An 18,454-nucleotide genomic window follows, 5' to 3' on the forward strand; every position below is an offset into this window, starting at 1 on the left:
AACAAGCCAATCAGCGAGCGACGTGGCTAATACGCAAGCCCACGAAATGCTTCCCTGACTCTTGCCTGGAAATTGGCACGCGCGAAGCGCTCGATGGACTTTTGCGCTCGTTCACCGATTTGCGCCAGCATTTCAGGCGAAGCGTTAACCAACATCCCCATTTGAGTCGCCAGCATTTCGTAAGTCGAATAACGAAACCCAAGATCCTCACTGGCGACGATTTCCCGCTGGTCGGCCGCGTCGAATACTACCGGAACACAGGCACAAGCCATAGCCTCGCAGGTGGTCATGCCAAAGTGCTCGAAGCGCTCCGGAAATTGTTCGACGCGCTCTCCCCAGCCAGCACCGTGCCAATATATCGACGCCTTGCGATAGTAGGTCAGCAGATCAGCAAAAGGCAGGTCGGGAAGAATATCAATGGGGTGGCCCGCGCACAGTTCCGTGAGGCGATCAAAGTAATCAAGATGCATCTGGTGCTCACGATGCCGAGAGCCAACAAATACCAGGCGCCAGCCGTCTGGAATGACGCCTTCCTGCCGCAGGCGAATAAATGCGCTCGCGATCTCGTGGTGCTTCTTGTTATGGCCCCCGGCAAAAAAACGCCCGACGGTAAGAATGATTTTTTCTTTTGCAGGCGGACCGTCGAGGCCAAAGAGTTTAGTGTCGATCGGCGGCTGCAATTCGGTGGAGGGCAATTGCCAGCGCCGATCAATCCACTCCGACGTGAAATTCGATATGGATATGATCCGGTCATAAGCTCGCAGCGCATCACGCGGACTGTGTCGTTTAAGAGCCCCTTCACTTCCCCATTTGAGCGAGCGCGTGTCGATACAAGCGCCCAACTGTCGAGAGTCGGATGAAAGCGCCAGTTCGCTCATCACGACCGGCTTGCAAAAAATCGAAAGAAGACGGCTATGGCGCTTATCATTCGGCTTGCAGGGCACGTGCAGGATATTGCCTTCCATGTGCCAAGGCAGCTCTTCGCCATCCAGTCGAATCATTTCAATACCGTTGTAGGCCTCTGGCCACAGAGGAATCCTGACAGGGCGGGACTGTGCGCCAGCCACCATCAAAATAGCCTCGGCACTGATCCAGGCACGCCCATCAGGCTCAACGTCATACACCCCGGCAACTGGCGTAATGACGTCACCTCGCCGACGGCCGATACGCAGTAAGTCTCTCTTGCTGCCGCGCACAAGTTCGCGAACCCATTGCACGGCTCGCCCACGCATCGACGACAAGGCATCGACACGATGTGGAAAATAACAAATCAATGCCGACTTCTTCGCGCGCGGCATCAGCGATGATGAGTAAGTGCTGTTGACGAATAAATCGTAATGCGAAGAACGGGGCGACAATCGCTCGCATGGCTCGTTCGGCCATTCCCGCATGGTGCATCGGGACAGATCCAAGTGAAGCCTTGACTCCAGACGGCTCCAGTCCACAGGTTCAATCGATATCAACTCAACTTCGTGATCTCTGGACAATATTTCAGCTACCGAACCCGTGTAGTTTTCGCCGCCACCAAACGTATTCCAGTATCGATTGTAAATGCCGATTTTCATTAGCGATCCTTTCGCATTAGTACCCGCAGACGCTTCCCTAAAATAGCGGGAAGCATCAACGTCGCTTTCAGAAGTGCCTTGAACTCGATTTGCTGAGGCGTCATCTCATTCAATGACCTTCCGCGCCACGACAATAAGCCGAGACGTCTATTAACTCGAACTGCCCGCACAAGCACACGGATAAACCGAGCGGTTTGTACCACCAAGTGGCTCGCCCCGGCATTTTTAAAAACGTTAAGCCAGTAATTACGCGTCACGTGGTAGCGAAAAACCGGCGACCACTCACCACTGCTTCCCGCATGAATGTGACGAACCACCGAACGGGGCTCATACAGAAGCTTCCAGCCCGCCTTGCGAATGCGCCAGGAAAGGTCGGCATCTTCGTAATACATGAAGAAGCGCTCGTCGAATCCGCCATGGTCGATAAACAGCTTGCGGGGTATCAGCACACTGCAACCGCAAAAAGCCTCCAGCTCCCGAGGCTGATCAAATTGCCCGGCATCGGGCTGATTGATCCCGATATCCGCAGCATTCCCTCGGCCATCAAGGGCGCTGCCCGCATTGTTGACAACCCACTCGGCGTTATTTGCCACATCGGCGGGGACATCGAACTGGAACTGCGCGAACCCTTCATGCACGAGACAAGTGCCGAGCGAATGCCCGTCGCATTCAACTTCCAGGCAAACGCCTTCAGGCCGTCCAACGGCAGTCGCTACGACACTCAGCGTCAGTGGCCCGCCCAGTTGCGCCTCTCCTACAGGTAGCATCAACTCGGCCGTCTCGCCGGTCCAACGCACGACCCGGCCCTCGGGCCAGCGCTCCTCGTGATAAAAACCCTGGCCGACGATAGGCTTTATGTAGGCAACGCCCACAAATGCAGTTTCCGATAGATCGACCGCCACCCCGAGCATCCGCCCATCGTCACCGCCTGGCGATTGAGTCGGCGCACGCAGCTTGATCTTCAGGAACCGTTTGAAATAAACAATTTTAGGAGATACGGCACCCACCTTCTCTCCCGCTGCGGTGCCTTGCGTCCAAGTAGCCACGAGCCCTTCAAGCCACGTGTCGGAAACCACCGTATCGTTGTTGATCAACGCCAACAACGGAGAGGTGGCGGCACTCACGCCCAGATTGTTACCGCCTGCAAACCCGAGGTTGACTTCGCTACGCACAACCTTGACCGAGGGAAACTCCTCACGCAGAAACTCTACAGAGCCGTCATGAGAGGCGTTGTCGACCACAATAATTTCTGCAGGCAGATAGGTCTGGCGCAGGAGGCTCGCGATCAGCTCGCGCAAGAACGCTTTACCGTTGTAGTTGACCGTTACCACGCTGACGTTGGGCGAAATCCGCTTCATCATTTCGGTACGCCGCGCCTCGACGTAGGCAAAATGTTCTTGTCGCGCCGACCAGACTTTATCCTTGTCCTGAAGGATCAGATCCCGCTCATGTGAAATTCGCTGAACCTCTGCGACATGTTCCGTTGCTACCTGCCCGAGGCGCTCGGACCATATCCGATCCTTTTCCGTCAGCATTACATCGCGCTCGTGCGCCAACCGCTGAATCTGCGCGACATGATCAATTTCTATCTGCTCGACACGCTCCGCTAGCGTCTCATCCTTGGCGATCACAATTTGCTGGGCCAGCGCGGCATGATCAGCCACCACCTGCTCGACCCGGGCCGCCCAGATACGGTCCTTCTCCTGCAACTGTTCATCACATTCGGCGACACGCCGCTCCAGCCTTACGGCCAGCCCCTTGCTGTCGCGCAGCGACGAGGTCAGTCGGTCGACAATACTCTGGCTCAACGGCCCCAAGGCATTCAGCAGCACTTCTGTATCAAGTACCGAGACGATCGAATAGATTTCGAGGGCATCCAAACTGATGCGCCCCTTCTCCACCCACGTCGTAACGTCCAGCGCCACTACCGTGGCGGACGAAAGGTGAGCTTCGTCGATATTGCGCGAGCAACTCAAGCCGACATAGAGCAGCTCACCCACTACGCAGATACCCCGCGTATACCCGTCCAGGACTGCGGCGCGTACAAGCTTGCCGTCCGACGAGTACTCACGGATTTCCTTGGTCTCGGAGTTCGCAAGCAACAGGTTGTTGCCGTAAGGAACCAGGCTGTGGGGTTGCGACAGGCCCTCGATATATTTTTGCCCAGAGAACAAATCCTGAACAAACCCGGCGCCCTGGGTGTTGCCTTTATATCCACGGGTTGTTTCAGACATTCCGAAGGCGGAAAAGACGATGGTGTCTTTCCAGCGGTCAAGCAGTTCAGGTGCCAGGAGTCGGGCTGCTCAGAAAACGTCCAGCGCTGCGTCTCGATGCCTGCCTCGTTGAAGCAGACAACTTCGTTTCCGGTGGTGCCAACGACGTAGCACAGCTCGCCATCAAACAGGACGTCATGCACGTCATCGACCAACTTCGCGTCACCTGTCAGCGACCAATTGCGATGGCCTGTCAACGACAACCCGGCGGGCTGAAGCCCCAGCAGAACGGAAGCCCCGCTGACATCAAGGCCGGTGCAACCCGCAGAGTCCAGACGGTTTGCCTTCCCCCCATGAACCAAGAAAAGTCCACCGTCATTCGGGCACGAAACCAGCAAACCATCAAACAAGCTATGCATTCATTTCCACCGAACATTCAAAGCCAAAATCGATCAGTTCCGTTGCTCGATTATCGACGACAGGCAATACACGGAAGGCGACCACATCAACCTTGCGATGCAGCACCATTTCTTCTTTCGAATCATCGCAACCGAACACACCCGCATTCAGGAAAAACACGCCGGGGTTCAAATGACATTTAAAGGAGTACTCGACCGATATCCGGGTGCCCGGCTCGACCACTAAAATCGCGTCGGTGGGCCTCGAGGCAGATAATCCACCGCCCAAGGGCATTCCGCTGGATGACCTGATCGACATCCCAAAACGGACATTGGTCACAAGCTGGTCGAAGGATACGTCGTAACGGAAAAGGTAGGTGCGCCCCCGCACCAGCCCATTTACCTGGACGCCTTCAGGGGTAAAGATCCGCGTATCGCCGATCGTCGCCCCACGGGATTCGAACACGATCGTACTCTGGGGTACGAACTCAGGATCAAAGGACTCTTGATCGGCGTCGGCGCTCTCGCTGACGCAAGCGCTGCCCGTCACGACCGGCGCGTCACCTTCCTGCTCGGCGCCGATCGGATCATGGCGATTGGCACGCATTGCCTCACGAAGCTCTTCTCGCGTAGCCGCCGGCGCATAAAGGAGTTTTTGGTAGCTACCGACAATACGTTTCGGCTCTCCGACCGCGAGCAGCTCCCCAGAGTCCAACAGGATAGCGCGGTCACATAAGCCCACGACTGTTGATGCGGAGTGAGAAACGAATAGAATCGTCGCCCCCGAGCTTCGTATGGTTTCTATGCGTGAGAAACATTTGCGCTGAAACAACTCGTCGCCAACCGACAGCGCCTCGTCAACGATAAGAATGTCCGGGTCAACGTTGATGGCTACCGCAAACGCCAACCGTACGATCATTCCGCTTGAATAGCTTCTGATCGGTTGCTCGATAAACGTCCCGATTTCGGCAAAAGCCGCGATATCGTCAAAGCGCTGATCGGTTTCCTCTTTGCTGAGGCCCAATATCGCCGCGTTCAGATAGACGTTCTCACGCCCGGTAAACTCCGGATTGAAACCCGCCCCCAACTCCAGTAACGCGGCAACTCGCCCCTGGGTTTGAATGCTGCCGTCAGTCGGGTTGAGCGTGCCGCAGATCATTTGCAGGAGCGTCGACTTGCCACTGCCATTACGGCCGACTATTCCGACGGTTTCTCCTTTTTTTACCTCAAAATTCACCCCTCTGAGCGCCCAGAACTCTCGATAATACTGGCGCGAACGCATACCGAGCGTGCGCTGTACGGGAGGGAGCACAAACTGCCTGAGCCGGTCGCGAGGCTGGTCGTAGATGTGGTAGCACTTGCTAAGGTTCTCGACCTTAATGGCAACTTCAGAGGACATCAGCAAACCCCTTGCGTGTTTTCTGGAACCAGGCAAAGCCCAACCAGGCAACAAGGCAGGTAGCCGCCAAATAGGCCGCCAAGAGGGCAAAGTCCGGCGACGCTCCGAAGTAAAGTACCGCCCTGGTCTGCTCGATGACGGTAGTGAGCGGATTGAGGTAGAGCAGATAGCGATAGGTTTGCGGCAGTGCCGTGACTGGATAAAAAATCGGACTTAAAAACATCAGCGACATCGTGACCACGCCAATGAGCTGCGAGACATCCCGCAGATACACGCCAAGCGATGCCAGCGCCCAACTCAGCCCCATGATCAACAACGCCAGCGGTAGCAGGATGAGCGGCAGATAAAGCACGGTCAGGTGAGGCGGCCCGATCAGGATCACATAGGCCAGCAACCACACCACCAAGCTGACGCCCATGTGAAACAGCGCCGACAGCAGCGTGACGAAGGGCAGGATTTCCAGCGGAAACACCACTTTCTTGACGTAGTTGACGTTGGAAAGAATAAGGCCCGGCGCGCGATTTATGCACTCGGAGAACAGGTTGAAGACCATCAACCCGGCAAACAACACCAAGGCAAATTCAGCTTTTGAATCACTGCCGCTGCTCCATCGGGCCTTGAACACCACGCTGAAAACAAAGGTGTACACAACTAGCATGAACACGGGATTGAAGAACGACCAGAGTAACCCCAAGGCCGACCCGCGGTACCGCCCGAGCACTTCTCGCTTGGCTGAAGCCCAGATAAGTTGTCGGTAGCGCCATAAGTTGACCAGCATTGCCGTAGGACCCGCAGAATGCACTTGCATCAGGCTATGTACTCCCTGATCGTTACAGGCACATTGCCATCACCCGACATCTCGGTAAAAAAAATCGCGGGGCTTTTTTGACCGCTTAAAAAGATGCTGCCGTTGTGTTTCATGCTGATCCTTAACCTAATAATCTTGCATCATTCAGGGCTATGGCGTTCCCAGCGAAGCTCGCCGCAGAGCTTACCAGCAGCAAACACAAAGCTGTTGGACGCCATGCCGGCTTGTTGCAGAAAATGGGAATACTTTGCCGCGGCACAGTGCCGCTCGATTTCAGGAGTAAGGTTTTCGCCAATGATGCATCTGGCAGAGGTCTCACCACGAGCCTGGCTGGCATGCCCACGCAAAGCGCTGCCGCAGGTTAATCGAGCAGCAAATGGCTTTCCGTGAAGACACTACTCATGATTGCCATTGATTAAATTTTCCCGAAGACGGCTGCCGTGATAAGCCCGATATTTCCGAGCAACGTTTGACGGTAAATACCCGTGCGTTTCAGACAAATCAAACGTGGGATCAAACTCATTTTGCGGGCTGCCATAAAGCGGTGAAGTATTTTCCGGTTTTCGGGAGTGAGTCGATGCTCGAGTGCGCTCAAGATGACAATATTGCTATCGCCCCACTGTTTAAAACGCCCCTGAAACAACATGCGAATACGCTTGAAGCGAGACATCCAGCCAGAGTTGGTGCCCACCAGGTTACAACCATGTTGACGGTAACGCAGAGTCGGCTCGGGGTCGTAAAAAACCTGGCCACCACAGCCCGTCACTAACATATATGCCCACCAGTCATGGGTGACGACCGGTCTGTGTTCCCCGGCCTCACGCAGGAGCTGCCTGGCACAGTTATTGAACACCATGGTGTTACCACCACCGATGTTTTGCATCAGCGCATTGGCGAAACTGGGAGGTTTGGAAAAGAGTGGCGAAAAGCCGATTTCATGGTTGTCGGCATCAACCAACCGGGTGCGGGAGCAATATAAGCCAGGTACATCTGCGGGTAAGGTTTGCAACCACTGCACTGAGCGGGCCAGCTTATCCGCCTCCCAAATATCGTCCTGATCGGAATAGGCGTAAAAATCCGCTTGGATGGTGTCATTACACGTCAGCGAGACAAAGTTGGCGGCAAAGCCCTCCGCCGGCCCAGAGAACACATGCAACGAACCTTCAGGCCACTTTTGCTGGTACGCCGCAAGAATCCCTCGCGTGTCATCCTTTGAACCGTCATCGGAGGCCCAAACGCTCCAATTGGAGTGAGATTGGGTCTCGAAAGAAGCCAATTGCTCAGCCAGATAGCGTTGCCCCTGGTAGGTACAGAGCAAAATAGCAACTGTGGGCAAAGCTGTGCGCGCACCCGTCCTGGAATCCAAGTCGGAATTAGGTTGCTCACCTGAAGGGTTTGAGTCGCAGTTCAATTGATCTGCCAAATTAAACTGAAGCATCCATTTATCCGCCTTAGCCGCTTGATTTCATACCGACAATGCACCTTCCGTGGCCCTTTAAACCCATCAAAGTCCAACACTTACCCCCCAATACGAAAAGGCGCATGAGCTTACCTTTACATATACGGTCAGGCAACCGCGCACTTTCCCACCCGCTCCAAAGCAGCGTCCCATGTCAAACGCCGCTCTTCTCGCAGCCTAAGCCGCTGTAATACGAGGAAATACTTTATGCAGACACCGCCCGATCAAATAAGTTGCGCATGGTTTCCGGTGTTTGTGCGATGAGAGTAGACGCACGCCGCAATGGGGCGCCGGCGCGGTCCGCGCCGGCCTCTCATCACCTGCGCGCCGCATCAAGCATTCAACCCGATCCAGCCATGAAAGCCCACGTACAGGTCAACACCGATGATCAACGCACTGGACAAGTATGGCGCCCGGCGAGCCACGGTACCCAACCATGGCCAACGGCTGGAAGCCTGCCTGGCACCCACCGCCGCCGCAGCGCCGACCGTAACCAAGGTGAGCGCCAATCCGATGCTGAAACACAGGACCAGCATGCCCCCCAGGGCAACCTCTTTAACCTGCAGACACAGCAACAGCACGGTGATGGCTGCCGGGCAAGGAATCAGGCCGCCCGTCAGGCCGAACATGACGATCTGGCCGGTCGTGACTTCGCGGCGGGTGAAGCGCTTGCGGATATCGTTGGCATGGGCACGTTCATGCGCATCCTGATAGCCATCAGTCGACAGCTCCAGTCCGGCATGCGCATGGTCATGCTCCTGGTATTCCAAATCGTAGTCGTGGGAGTGGCCCGCATGCCCAAGACTCAAGCGTGCGCTGAACTCATGAGGCTCCGGGACATCGATGGCAGACTCCAGGTAGCCGTCGCGCTCTACGAAAGAGAACGATTGCCTGGCGCCGTCCGGACGGGTTGTCATCAGGCGAACATCGGCGGCGCCCCACGCATGGCCGGTCAACGTTGTCAGGCGCCAGCGCGGCGGAACGCCGTCTTCGAAGATCGCCAATTCAACACGGCCATGGCCAGTATCGATCCGGTGGGTCTCATCATGAGGGTCATGGGAATGACCAGCGCCCTGCTCGGACATAAACATCCGCTCACCACGCCAGGTGCGCCACAGCATCCAAAGCGCAATCCCGATGATCAGTGCCGCAGACGCAAGCTGGAAGTAAGGTTCGGTGGTTTGCGCGTCCAGCCCCTTGCCCAGGTACATGCCACCGATGGCGACCAACCAGACCACGGCCGTGTGCGACAACGTCGCGGCCAGCCCCAGTAAAACCGCCTGTTTGACCGAGCCACGGATGGCCACGATGAACGCGGCCATCATGGTTTTCGAATGGCCCGGCTCCAGGCCGTGCAGCGCCCCCAGCAAAATAGCGCTGGGGAAATACAACCAGGCGTTAGCCCCGCCTTGTTGCAGCAGTTCAGCAAAATTAGGCATGTCGGCTCAAAGGTACTTAGTGATTTGTTTGAACGCTTCCAACGGACCGCGCTCGCCGGTGCCCAGCGCCGAAACGGTATCTTCCAGGCAATGATCGATGTGGTCCTGGATCAACGTGCGCTTGGCCTGGCACACCGCTTTTTCCACCGCGTGCAGCTGCTGGGCGATGTCCACGCATTCACGACCTTCTTCGATCATGGTGATGATGCTGCGTAGATGGCCGTCCGCGCGCTTCAGGCGCTTGATGATCGCCTCATGACTTTGATGGGTATGTGGGTGGCTGTGTTCGTGCTCACTCATGACTTGACCCTCGGGAATCAGTGAATTGCGCCGGCATCCTATCCCCCCTGGGGGGATATGGTCAAACCGATCATCGTTGACCTGGCAGGTTTCTATCGCTGCTCCCGATCGCGCCGCGCGATGACGTTTATTGCCGACCGGGCTATGCTGATGCGCCATCCGCCCGGCTGGCCTGGCTTGCAAGGAATGCGTCATGGAGTTCGTGGTTCATAGCTATTGCCTGAAAGGCGCACGCCAGGAGCTTTTGCTGCCGCCTGTCACCCTGATACCGGCCTCCCTGACCTTGACCGTCGCCGAGCTTATTCGCCTGACCGTTACCGAACAGATTGCCGCGCTGTCGGTGCAGCACTGGCTGGAACACCTGTCGGTGCGCGAAGTGCTCGACCGCCAATACCTGAGCGAGCACGACATTCGCCAGCAAGCCGGTGCCGGCGCGATTGCGATGCCTCAGGCCAGCGCGCCTGCGCAGTTGGATGTCGGTGTTGAGGTCGAGCGCGCCTTGAAAGGGTTTGAAACCCGTGCGTTTCGCGTTCTGCATAACGGCGTCATGCTGCAACGGCTTGATGAGTCGATCCAATTGGGCCCACCTTCCACCCTCGCATTTATCCGTCTGGTGCCGCTGATTGGCGGTTGATCCTCGTCGCTCACTTTCTCGGATACCCATCATGCACTCACGCCGCCCTGCGCCCGACCAAGCCACCCGCCTCGCTGCGCTGCGAGCATTTTGTGACAGAGCGCTGGATGACTATCCCGAACTCAGCCGATATGACGAATTCGAACTGGACTTCTGGGACGGCATCGACTTCCTGCGCATCGCCGATGACTGGGTCAGGCACCAGCCCAAGGATGGGCCCAAAGCCCTGGCTGATGGTTTTGTGTTCCCTACCGTCTGGGACGACCTGGAGGATCGCCGCGATCAACAGCGCTATGGCCTGCAATATCGAGTCTGTGATGCGTGGGTCACGGCGCATCCGGACGCCTACGCGCTGGAGCAGATCTGCGCGCGACTGCGGCACATGCTGCAATTTGCCTTCGAAGACAGCGACTACCCACTGCCCACTGACGAAGACGGCCCCGCCTATTACCGCAGGCGCCCGGACCAGGCCTGGGCCTTTCCTGACGTTCAAGCTTGCATCAACCGCCTGAGCAACTACCCGCCAACCGCAGCCTGGCAGGCGTTCGCCGAATGGTTGCTGGACGGCGACTGGAACCGCGAGCAGCCCCCTTCAACGCCAGACGAGGAGCCTACGAAAGTCGCCGACGCGTATCCCTACGTGCACCAGGAAATCGAGCGCATCGCGCTGGGCCTGCTCGAAGCCGGCCGCCTCGATTACCCGCGCTTCGTGCGGGCGGCCACTACCTGGGGGCGCGCCATGATGTTCTACACAGACGACACCGGGCTGGACAGCGATGATGTGGACATGGATCGGTACGCCGATGACGTGCTCGACGATGACGAATCATCCCACAGCGATGCCCCCACTACGCGAGCACCCGCAGCCAGCCATCCTGAGCTGGCACGCTTCACCGTTCGCTATATCGAGGACGCCTTGGCTGGGTTGCCCGATAACGCCCAGAAGCTGGCCGACACGTTCCGTTCGGTTGAGGTGTATCAGGCCCGCTGGCTGCTGCAGGCCCTGGCGGTCGTCGAACGACTGCGCATGACGCCGGAGGATTTTTTCGAGCGTTGGGCCGATACCGCCGCAGTGCTCGAGCGCTTCCTGTTGCTTCAGGCATTGCCCAAGCCCTCGTCGGCGGAGCTGCTCGCGGCACTCGGCGGGTTTTCAAGAAACAGCCTGCTGACCGCCCTGCCCTATGCCGGGCAAGCCAGCCGAGTGGTACTCGACGCTCTCGGCTGGAGTGACCTGCAAGCCTTCCAGCGTGAATACCTGAGCATTGCCCTGGCACCTCAGTCCGACTGGGGCACCGACCTGCCCAATACGCTAGATGAAACCGTGGGCGTGGTGGACCGTTACCTGCTGGACAAGGCGCTGGCCGAAGCCGACCCAAACCACCTGCGCGAGTACCTCGCGGCACTCGCCCCCTCGCCCTGGGCGTTTCCCGAGACGCGAATACTGCTCGACGCCTACCAGGGCATCGGCCGAGCGGCGCTGGAAAAGAAGTTGACCCGCCACGCACAGGCGGCAATGCGCATCTACGGCGTGCTGCCCGTCACGGAGGCGGACGATGTACGCCAACGCTATCTGACATTCAAGAAACTGCATAAAGACGTGCGTAAATACGGCGCCGAACGGCAGGCCAACTCCCATGCGGCGATACAGGCTGGCCTGGAAAACCTCGCACGCGTCGCCGGTTACCCCTCGGCAATCCGCCTGGAATGGGCCATGGAAGCGCAGATCGCCGAAGCCGCCGTAACGGCCGCCCACATCGATGGCTACGACATCACCCTGCTTATTGACGGTTTGTCGCCCACGCTGCACATCGGCAAAGCCGGAAAAACGCTGAAAACCGCACCGCCTGCGATTCGCAAACACACCGCCTTCATCGCGCTCAAGATGCAGCAAACCGGGCTCAAGGAGCAGATCGCGCGCTTGTGCCGCACCCTCGAAGCGATGATGAGCAGCGGCGAAACCCTGGCGCTCGAAGACCTCAAACCCCTGTTGAACATGCCGGCGGTTCGCCTGCTGATGGAACAACTGATCGTGCAGGCCGACGACACTGTGCTGGGCTGGCTCGATAGCACAACGCTGACGGTGACTGACCTTGAGGGCCGCCAACATCTCGCGAAAAAGAACCTGCGTATTGCTCACCCTTTCCATCTGTTCACCGCAGGCCAACTCTCGGCCTGGCAAAAAGAAGTGATCACCCATCGCCGCGTGCAGCCGTTCAAACAGGCCTTTCGCGAGTTGTACTTGTTGACGCCTGCCGAGCGAGACAGCGGCCTGTGGACCCACCGTTTTGCCGGCCATCGCCTCAAAAGCAAAGTCGCCGCCCGGCTGCTGCAGGTCCGTAACTGGTCGACCTCAAGCGTCGAAGACATCTATTACGAGAGCAAGGAGCACGGCATTTACGCCCTGTTCAACTTTTTGGACACGGGCCATTACCTCTCGGAAACCGAGCACGTCACCTTCGACACGATCGCGTTCTACCGCGACCATAAAGCTATCCCCCTTGAGCAAGTGCCGCCGCTGTTGTTCTCGGAAGTCATGCGTGACGCCGACCTGCTGGTCTCCGTGGCCCACGCCGCAGACGACTACAGCAGCAGCAACGAAACCCTGCAACGCCGCGCCGAACTGGTCGGCGAATTGATTCAGGGGCTAGGGTTGAGAAACGTTAAATGCGCAGGGCATTTTCTGTACATCACCGGGCAGCGCGCGAACTATCGCATTCATCTGGGCAGCGCAGCCATCCATATCGAGCCCGGCAATTACCTGTGCATCGTGCCCGTCGGCAGCGGCGTCAAGGAGTTCTACCTGCCGTTTGCCGACACCGATCAGAAAATGGCCGAGGTGCTGAGCAAGATGTTTCTGTTACTGGACGACATGAACATCACCGACAGCCTGATACTGGAGCAGATACAACGCCGCGAGTGAGTCGGTTTTTATCCCTGACTCAGCGAAGCATCCAGGGGAATAACCAGGGTAAACGTCGCGCCCTGCCCGGCGCCGTCGCTGTGTACAGTCAAGCGCCCCCCCATTTCCTGTGCCGCGAGTGCGCAGCTGTGCAGACCAAAGCCGTGACCGTCTTTGCGAGTGGTGAAGCCATGCGAAAAAATCCGCGCCAGGTGCTCCGGGGTAATTCCGCTGCCGTTGTCGGCCACTGAAATGCGCAGTGCTGATGCGTCATCCAGGCACGCTTGGAGCGTGACGCTCGGGCTACGATCGACCACGCCCTCCAACGCGTGCTTGGCATTGCCGATCAGGTTCACCAAAATCAGCAGCACCCGGTGCCGGTCCAGCGAGAGCAGGGGCAACTCGGCAATCGCCTTAACCACCGCTACCCCCTGGCGCTCCAGTGAGCCGGCACTCATGCGCAAGGCATCATCGATTAGCGCCGTGACCGAGACTGCCTCCACGACACTGACAGCAACGGCGTAGGACTGCTGGGCCGCAACTATGGTTTTGATGTGGTCGATGCCCTTGGTGAGTTGCCCGAGCTCTTGGACAATGCCTTGCTGCTCTGCCGTCACCGCCTGCGCCAGCTTGACCAGGTAATCGGGCAGCATCTTGCCTTTGGGGTCTTGGGTGAGAAAGTCGCCCAGGTCGTTGGCGTGCTCGCTCATCAACTGAGCCACCCTGCTCAAGCCCTGGGCTTTCGAAGCGCGCAACTGGTTGCTGACCAGGTCTGCCGAGACGTTCACGCTGTTAAGAACGTTGCCGACGTTATGCAGCACCGCCGTGGCGATTTCGGCCATGCCCGCCTGGCGGGACTTTGCGTGCAGTTCGGTTTGTACCTGGCTCATGCGTAGCGCCGCGCGGACGCGAGCCTTGAGTTCCAGCGGCGAGAAGGGTTTGGCGAGGTAGTCATCGGCGCCACTTTCCAACCCGGTTACGCAGGCATCACTACCGCCGCGGGCGGTCACCAGGATCACGGGCAAATGGGCAAAACCCGCGCTGGCTTTGATCCTGGCGGTCAGGCCGAAGCCGTCGAGCAGCGGCATCATCACATCCGAAACGACGACATCGATGGGTCGACGCTGCAGGAGTGCCCACGCCTGTTCGCCATCCGTGGCGGTGGCGACGAGGTAGTCGTCGTGCAACAGCTCGCGCAGATAGCTGAGCATTTCCGGGCTGTCGTCGACCACCAGCACTCTGGATCGCGAGGCGTGTTCCGGCAGCTGCTCGTCGTCTGCGTCATGCGTCGAACCGTCCTGGCGGCCGTCGTCGAAACGCAGCTGGCGCTGCTCGGCCGAGCCTGTCGCGCTCGGTGAAGACTGCTCGCGCAGCGTGCCGGCGTCGGTCGGCACGGTGTTTTTCTCAACCCCCAGCGCCAGTCGAACGAAGAAACACGAGCCGCGTCCGGGTTCGCTGTTGACGCCGACTTCGCCCCCCATCAATTCGACCAGATCCTTGACCAGCGCCAGGCCGATGCCTGTGCCGCTGTAGTGGCGCGTGGCGGAATTATCGATCTGGGAAAAACGCTGGAACAGCAGCGGCAGTTTGTCGGCAGCAATGCCAATCCCCGAGTCTTGCACCGCCAGCTCAAATCGCTCGCCATCGATCGGCGTGACTGCCACGTGCACCGTGCCGCCAGCGGGGGTGAACTTGATGGCATTGCTCACCAGGTTGAGCAGGATCTTCTCGAAGTGCCGGGGGTCCAGGAACACCGTGCCCAGCGAGGGATCGATGCTGCACGTCAAGGTGCAGCCTTTGCTCTCGGCCACCAGAGCGGCATCCTCGGCCAACACGCCCACTGCTTTGTTCAAGTCGACGGGCGCTGGGCACACTTCGAACTTGCCCGCTTCGGCCTTGGAGAAATCGAGGATGTCGTTCACCCGGTTCATCAAGCGCAGCGCATTGCGCTGGGCGCGCTCGATCTGTACTCGCCAGTCTGCGGGCGGGGTGGCCGCCGCCGAAAGCTGCTCCAGAGGCGCGAGAATGAGCGTCAAGGGGGTGCGCAATTCGTGGCTGACGGTGGCCACGAAATCGCTTTTCGCCTGGTTGGCCGTATCGGCCTGGTTGCGCGCCTCAATAAGCTCGACGGCCTGCGCCTCCAGCACCTCGGTCTGGTGATGCAGGGTGTCGGTGCGCTCGGCGACCATGCGCTCCAAAGAGGCCTGGACTTGCTGTCGTTCGGCTTCGGCCTCGGCCTCCAGCACGCGGATGCGCAGGGCAGTTTCCTGGAACACCCGAACGGCGCGGGTCATGATGCCAATCTCATCACCGCGCCCGGCGCTGGCGATTTCGGCGTGCAGGTCGCCCGCCGCAAGCCGGCGCATGACCGAGGCCAGGGCCACAATGGGCTGCGCGATAAATCGTGAGGTGCTCCAGGCAATGGCGCCGGCCAGCAGGATAGCGACGGCGACCGCAATGATCGTCGCCAGCATGCCGCGATCATTGTGGACCAAGGCGTCGGAGCGCGCTTGGCCCGCAAAACGAGCAACCAACAGGCCCGCGCTGCGTGCTTCATTGCGAACCTGGTCGCGCGCGTCGCTCAAGGCGTTGCTCGCTTGATGGAACCTGGCGAATGCCGCCCGATAGCCGGCAATCTGTTCGCTGACCGTCAGCGGCGTCGCCGTGGCTTGCAGCCCCACGGAGGATGGAAGCACCCGAGAGAGACGGGATAGCTCGTCCAGGAGGGTGACGACGGATTTGGCGACCTCGGCCGACGGTGACAGACGAAACGACAAGGTCTGCGCCTCCAAGGTCGCCACGCGCTCGGCGAAACGCTTGGATAGCGCGGCGGCATTGTGCAGCAAGCCGGTGGCCGCCTGAATATCGCTGGCGTCGTGGGCGACGTCGCCATCCACATCATCCAACATCGTCTCGAGGCGTCCCGCCACATCTGCGACGGCGGCCAGATGCCGCAAGGCTTCGCCCCCTCGCAGCCTGGGCGCCTCGCCAAGGCGCTCAACCGCCACGCCAGCCGCCGCGAGCGCTGCGGCCAACTGGTCGAGGGCCTCGCTCTGCTGCGGCGCCCCCATCACCTCGCGCAATTGTTCGACCACGGGCTGGAGCGCGACGCTAGCGCTATGCGCCGCAGCGGCGGCTGCCGCATCCCCGGTCACCAGCACCCTGGCGACATTGGCGGTAATGATCCGTTCGCCGTTGCGCAGGACATTGAGGATGCGGTGGGCACTGTCGATGTCGCTCACCCGCGCCTTGTGCTCAACGGCGCGAGCGTCGAGCCCCTTCAACCCATCGGCGATGCCCTGTTCGACCAGGGTCGTTGCCTCTCGCATCCGGCCGTAATGGGCGGTCATGTTCTCGGTTTCGCCATCCATGGTCAGGCTCGCCACGCGCAAGGCCGTGATCGCTGCGGCGAGCCGCTCCAGGCTGCCGTTGAGCGACTGCGCTTCGGCCACCGGAATAGCGGTGAGCCCGGCGATAGCCGTCGCAACCATGCCTTCGGCCTGGGCCAGGCTTTGCTGGTCGCGGGTGGCGATGAAGTTTTCCACGCGACCGGTGGCCGCGTTGACCGACGCCAGAATTTCTGCGGAATGGCTGGCAGAATCCACCGCGCGCACCATGCCTCGCAGCCCGTAGAGGTTCACTAGCGAAACCGCCAGCATCAGGAACACCAATGCGGCGACCGCCAGGCCAATTTTGACGGCAATGGGCCGGTCCACGACCGGTTTGAATGTCAACATGGCGCCCCGCATCCTCGCTCCCTGCCCGCCATTACTGCTTCATCACCTCCGGCAAAGGCGCCGGCGGCGCCGTATGGTTGATGGCCGCGTCGATCATTGCCGCAACGGAAGCCTGGCTGTAGAACGGATTGGCGGCCCCCCCCACCGGCATGTCGGCAAGCCAGGCGTCCAAGTCTTTCGCATCGATACGCACCAGAGGCACCTCGACGAATTTGGGCACCTGCTTGCCCGCCAGAACCTGCTGGGCGACCCAGAACCCCACTTGGGAGACACTGGGGGAAGCCGAAACAGAGACGGTCTCGTAGCCATTGGCGTCGCGTTCCTGTTTCCACAGGGCAAGTTCATCCTGACGGTTACCCATCACGATGATCGGCAATGGTCGGCCCGCCGCCTTGAACGCCATCGCCGCGCCATACCCGTCGCCCCCCTGGGTCGCGACGGCATCAATGCCGGGCAGCGACGGCAGCGCCAGCGCCACCTCCTTGCGCGCCACAGCGCCTGTCCAGTTCCCGTACACGGTCTTGGCGAACTTCAGGCCCGGATACTCACTGGCGGCCTGGCGAATGCCGTCGCTGATATTTTTATCGGTGGCATCACCAGCAATGCCGCGGATCTCCAGCAGCGTGCCGTTACCCTTGAGGCGCTTGGCAATGTAATCAACTTCTATGCGGCCCATGGCGGACCAGTTGTAGTCCACGGTATAGACGCAGCCTTCGGTGACCAGGCTGGCCATGACCACCACCACGATGCCGGCGTTACACGCATCGCGGATCACCCCATCGAGCGCCGTGTCGGACGCGGCCAGGATGACGATGGCGTCGACGCCCCTGACGATCAAGTCCTGGATATGGGCCGCTTGTTCCGACGCCGAATTATTGGCACTGACCACCGGCGCCTCACGGATCAAACCCTCCTTTTGCGCTTGCGCTGCTATCTCCTGCCAATTGCGCACCATCACCTTACGAAAATCGCTGCCCGCGTATGAATTGCTGAAGGCAATGCTATGGCTTGCGGTCGGGCCGCCGGCGATACCGCTGTCGGCAGCGTGGGCCGGACTGGCGGCAATCATCAGCAACCCGCCCATGCAGGCGGCGAAGCGCCAGAGGATTGTGTAGATCGGGTCAGCCTTCATACCGATCTCCATCGTGCCTGGGATTGACTGCCTGTGGGTGAGGCCACTGCGGCGCTGCCGGCCAACGCTTCTTCGGCGGGCCGGACGGCTCATGAGGCCATTGCGACAATAGAACCGGGTATGAAGAACCAGACACGTACAGACTCCTTTCCTTGGCGGACGACAACTCAAACCAGTACATGGCCTGCAGTGGCGATTAGCATAGTCTTAACATGCCCACTGCGCGCAGACCCTGCGGATTTTGGGGGTCGGTGCTGGCGTGCCATGCATTCTGGAACTGCGTTTTTACACAGCATGGGCCGGAAAGACCTGTAGGCATGGGCGAAAGCAATTTTCAGGCACAAAAAAAAGCCACTCATCTGAGTGGCTTTTTTTCTGAATCTTGGAGCGGGAAACGAGACTCTTATCTGGCGTCCGACTCGTTGAAATCTAAGGGGTTTCTTTTCTTGCCGGGGCGGAAAAGACTTGATT

At 59.1% G+C, this 18,454-nt stretch carries 11 protein-coding genes and 2 pseudogenes; 2 read left to right on the plus strand and 11 right to left on the minus strand.

Annotated elements, in window-relative coordinates:
• Positions 1–26: 26 nt before the first annotated feature.
• From AB4O23_RS22065 to AB4O23_RS22095, 7 genes are all read right to left on the minus strand, one after another.
• Entirely contained in the window at positions 27–1,565 is a 1,539-nt protein-coding gene (locus tag AB4O23_RS22065) for a glycosyltransferase family 4 protein (protein WP_460060559.1), read from the minus strand.
• A complete protein-coding gene (locus tag AB4O23_RS22070) occupies positions 1,565–3,799 on the minus strand; it encodes a glycosyltransferase (protein ID WP_460150257.1) in 2,235 nt (744 codons plus the stop codon). The genes AB4O23_RS22065 and AB4O23_RS22070 overlap by 1 nt, the downstream gene beginning before the upstream one ends.
• Positions 3,800–4,189: 390 nt before the next feature.
• Positions 4,190–5,575 carry an ABC transporter ATP-binding protein gene (locus AB4O23_RS22075; protein ID WP_017526943.1) on the minus strand — a complete coding sequence of 462 codons (1,386 nt, stop codon included), beginning with the start codon at positions 5,573–5,575 and terminating at the stop codon, positions 4,190–4,192.
• Positions 5,565–6,383 carry an ABC transporter permease gene (locus tag AB4O23_RS22080; RefSeq protein ID WP_460150259.1) on the minus strand — a complete coding sequence of 273 codons (819 nt, stop codon included), beginning with the start codon at positions 6,381–6,383 and terminating at the stop codon, positions 5,565–5,567. Before AB4O23_RS22080 ends, AB4O23_RS22075 begins: the two co-directional genes overlap by 11 nt.
• A gap of 415 nt (positions 6,384–6,798) precedes the next feature.
• The gene (locus tag AB4O23_RS22085; protein WP_017526940.1) at positions 6,799–7,821 is read right to left on the minus strand and encodes a glycosyltransferase family 2 protein; all 1,023 of its coding nucleotides are present in this window, start codon (positions 7,819–7,821) and stop codon (positions 6,799–6,801) included.
• Between the two features lie 353 nt (positions 7,822–8,174).
• Positions 8,175–9,281: a nickel/cobalt efflux protein RcnA gene (locus AB4O23_RS22090; protein ID WP_460150261.1), complete on the minus strand. Its 1,107-nt coding sequence runs from the start codon at positions 9,279–9,281 to the stop codon at positions 8,175–8,177.
• A gap of 6 nt (positions 9,282–9,287) precedes the next feature.
• Positions 9,288–9,581, minus strand: a complete 294-nt coding sequence (locus AB4O23_RS22095; RefSeq protein ID WP_017526938.1) for a metal-sensing transcriptional repressor — start codon at positions 9,579–9,581, stop codon at positions 9,288–9,290.
• A 193-nt stretch (positions 9,582–9,774) separates the two neighbouring features.
• Here AB4O23_RS22095 and AB4O23_RS22100 point away from each other — a divergent pair, with 193 nt between their 5' ends.
• Together AB4O23_RS22100 and AB4O23_RS22105 are read left to right on the plus strand one after the other, a co-directional pair.
• Complete coding sequence (locus tag AB4O23_RS22100; protein ID WP_065878629.1) at positions 9,775–10,215, plus strand: hypothetical protein; 441 nt, start codon at positions 9,775–9,777, stop codon at positions 10,213–10,215.
• A 31-nt stretch (positions 10,216–10,246) separates the two neighbouring features.
• The gene (locus AB4O23_RS22105; RefSeq protein ID WP_065878631.1) at positions 10,247–13,135 is read left to right on the plus strand and encodes a DUF4132 domain-containing protein; all 2,889 of its coding nucleotides are present in this window, start codon (positions 10,247–10,249) and stop codon (positions 13,133–13,135) included.
• An 8-nt stretch (positions 13,136–13,143) separates the two neighbouring features.
• Here the strand turns inward: AB4O23_RS22105 and AB4O23_RS22110 are convergent, their stop codons facing one another.
• The 4 genes and pseudogenes from AB4O23_RS22110 to AB4O23_RS22125 all read right to left on the minus strand — a co-directional run bounded on the left by AB4O23_RS22110 (position 13,144) and on the right by AB4O23_RS22125 (position 17,983).
• Positions 13,144–14,004 (minus strand): sensor histidine kinase, encoded by an 861-nt coding sequence (locus tag AB4O23_RS22110; protein WP_370737732.1) that lies wholly within the window; start codon positions 14,002–14,004, stop codon positions 13,144–13,146.
• A pseudogene (locus AB4O23_RS22115) lies at positions 14,005–14,595 on the minus strand (response regulator transcription factor); the annotation flags it as partial. It lies immediately after the preceding gene.
• Positions 14,587–16,863: pseudogene (locus AB4O23_RS22120) on the minus strand (sensor histidine kinase); the annotation flags it as partial. The pseudogenes AB4O23_RS22120 and AB4O23_RS22115, both read right to left, overlap by 9 nt.
• A 19-nt stretch (positions 16,864–16,882) precedes the next feature.
• Positions 16,883–17,983 (minus strand): substrate-binding domain-containing protein, encoded by a 1,101-nt coding sequence (locus AB4O23_RS22125; RefSeq protein ID WP_460069164.1) that lies wholly within the window; start codon positions 17,981–17,983, stop codon positions 16,883–16,885.
• Between the last annotated feature and the right edge of the window lie 471 nt (positions 17,984–18,454).

It is taken from the genome of Pseudomonas sp. H2_A10, from assembly GCF_054680085.1.

Excerpts from the sequence above, each read along its gene's own strand:
- AB4O23_RS22110 (WP_370737732.1), bottom strand. The coding sequence starts at position 14,004 with ATGAGCCAGGTACAAACCGAACTGCACGCAAAGTCCCGCCAGGCGGGC.
- AB4O23_RS22075 (WP_017526943.1), bottom strand. The coding sequence starts at position 5,575 with ATGTCCTCTGAAGTTGCCATTAAGGTCGAGAACCTTAGCAAGTGCTAC.
- AB4O23_RS22095 (WP_017526938.1), bottom strand. The coding sequence starts at position 9,581 with ATGAGTGAGCACGAACACAGCCACCCACATACCCATCAAAGTCATGAG.
- AB4O23_RS22105 (WP_065878631.1), top strand. The coding sequence starts at position 10,247 with ATGCACTCACGCCGCCCTGCGCCCGACCAAGCCACCCGCCTCGCTGCG.
- AB4O23_RS22085 (WP_017526940.1), bottom strand. The coding sequence starts at position 7,821 with ATGCTTCAGTTTAATTTGGCAGATCAATTGAACTGCGACTCAAACCCT.
- AB4O23_RS22080 (WP_460150259.1), bottom strand. The coding sequence starts at position 6,383 with ATGCAAGTGCATTCTGCGGGTCCTACGGCAATGCTGGTCAACTTATGG.
- AB4O23_RS22070 (WP_460150257.1), bottom strand. The coding sequence starts at position 3,799 with ATGTCTGAAACAACCCGTGGATATAAAGGCAACACCCAGGGCGCCGGG.
- AB4O23_RS22065 (WP_460060559.1), bottom strand. The coding sequence starts at position 1,565 with ATGAAAATCGGCATTTACAATCGATACTGGAATACGTTTGGTGGCGGC.
- AB4O23_RS22100 (WP_065878629.1), top strand. The coding sequence starts at position 9,775 with ATGGAGTTCGTGGTTCATAGCTATTGCCTGAAAGGCGCACGCCAGGAG.
- AB4O23_RS22125 (WP_460069164.1), bottom strand. The coding sequence starts at position 17,983 with ATGAAGGCTGACCCGATCTACACAATCCTCTGGCGCTTCGCCGCCTGC.
- AB4O23_RS22090 (WP_460150261.1), bottom strand. The coding sequence starts at position 9,281 with ATGCCTAATTTTGCTGAACTGCTGCAACAAGGCGGGGCTAACGCCTGG.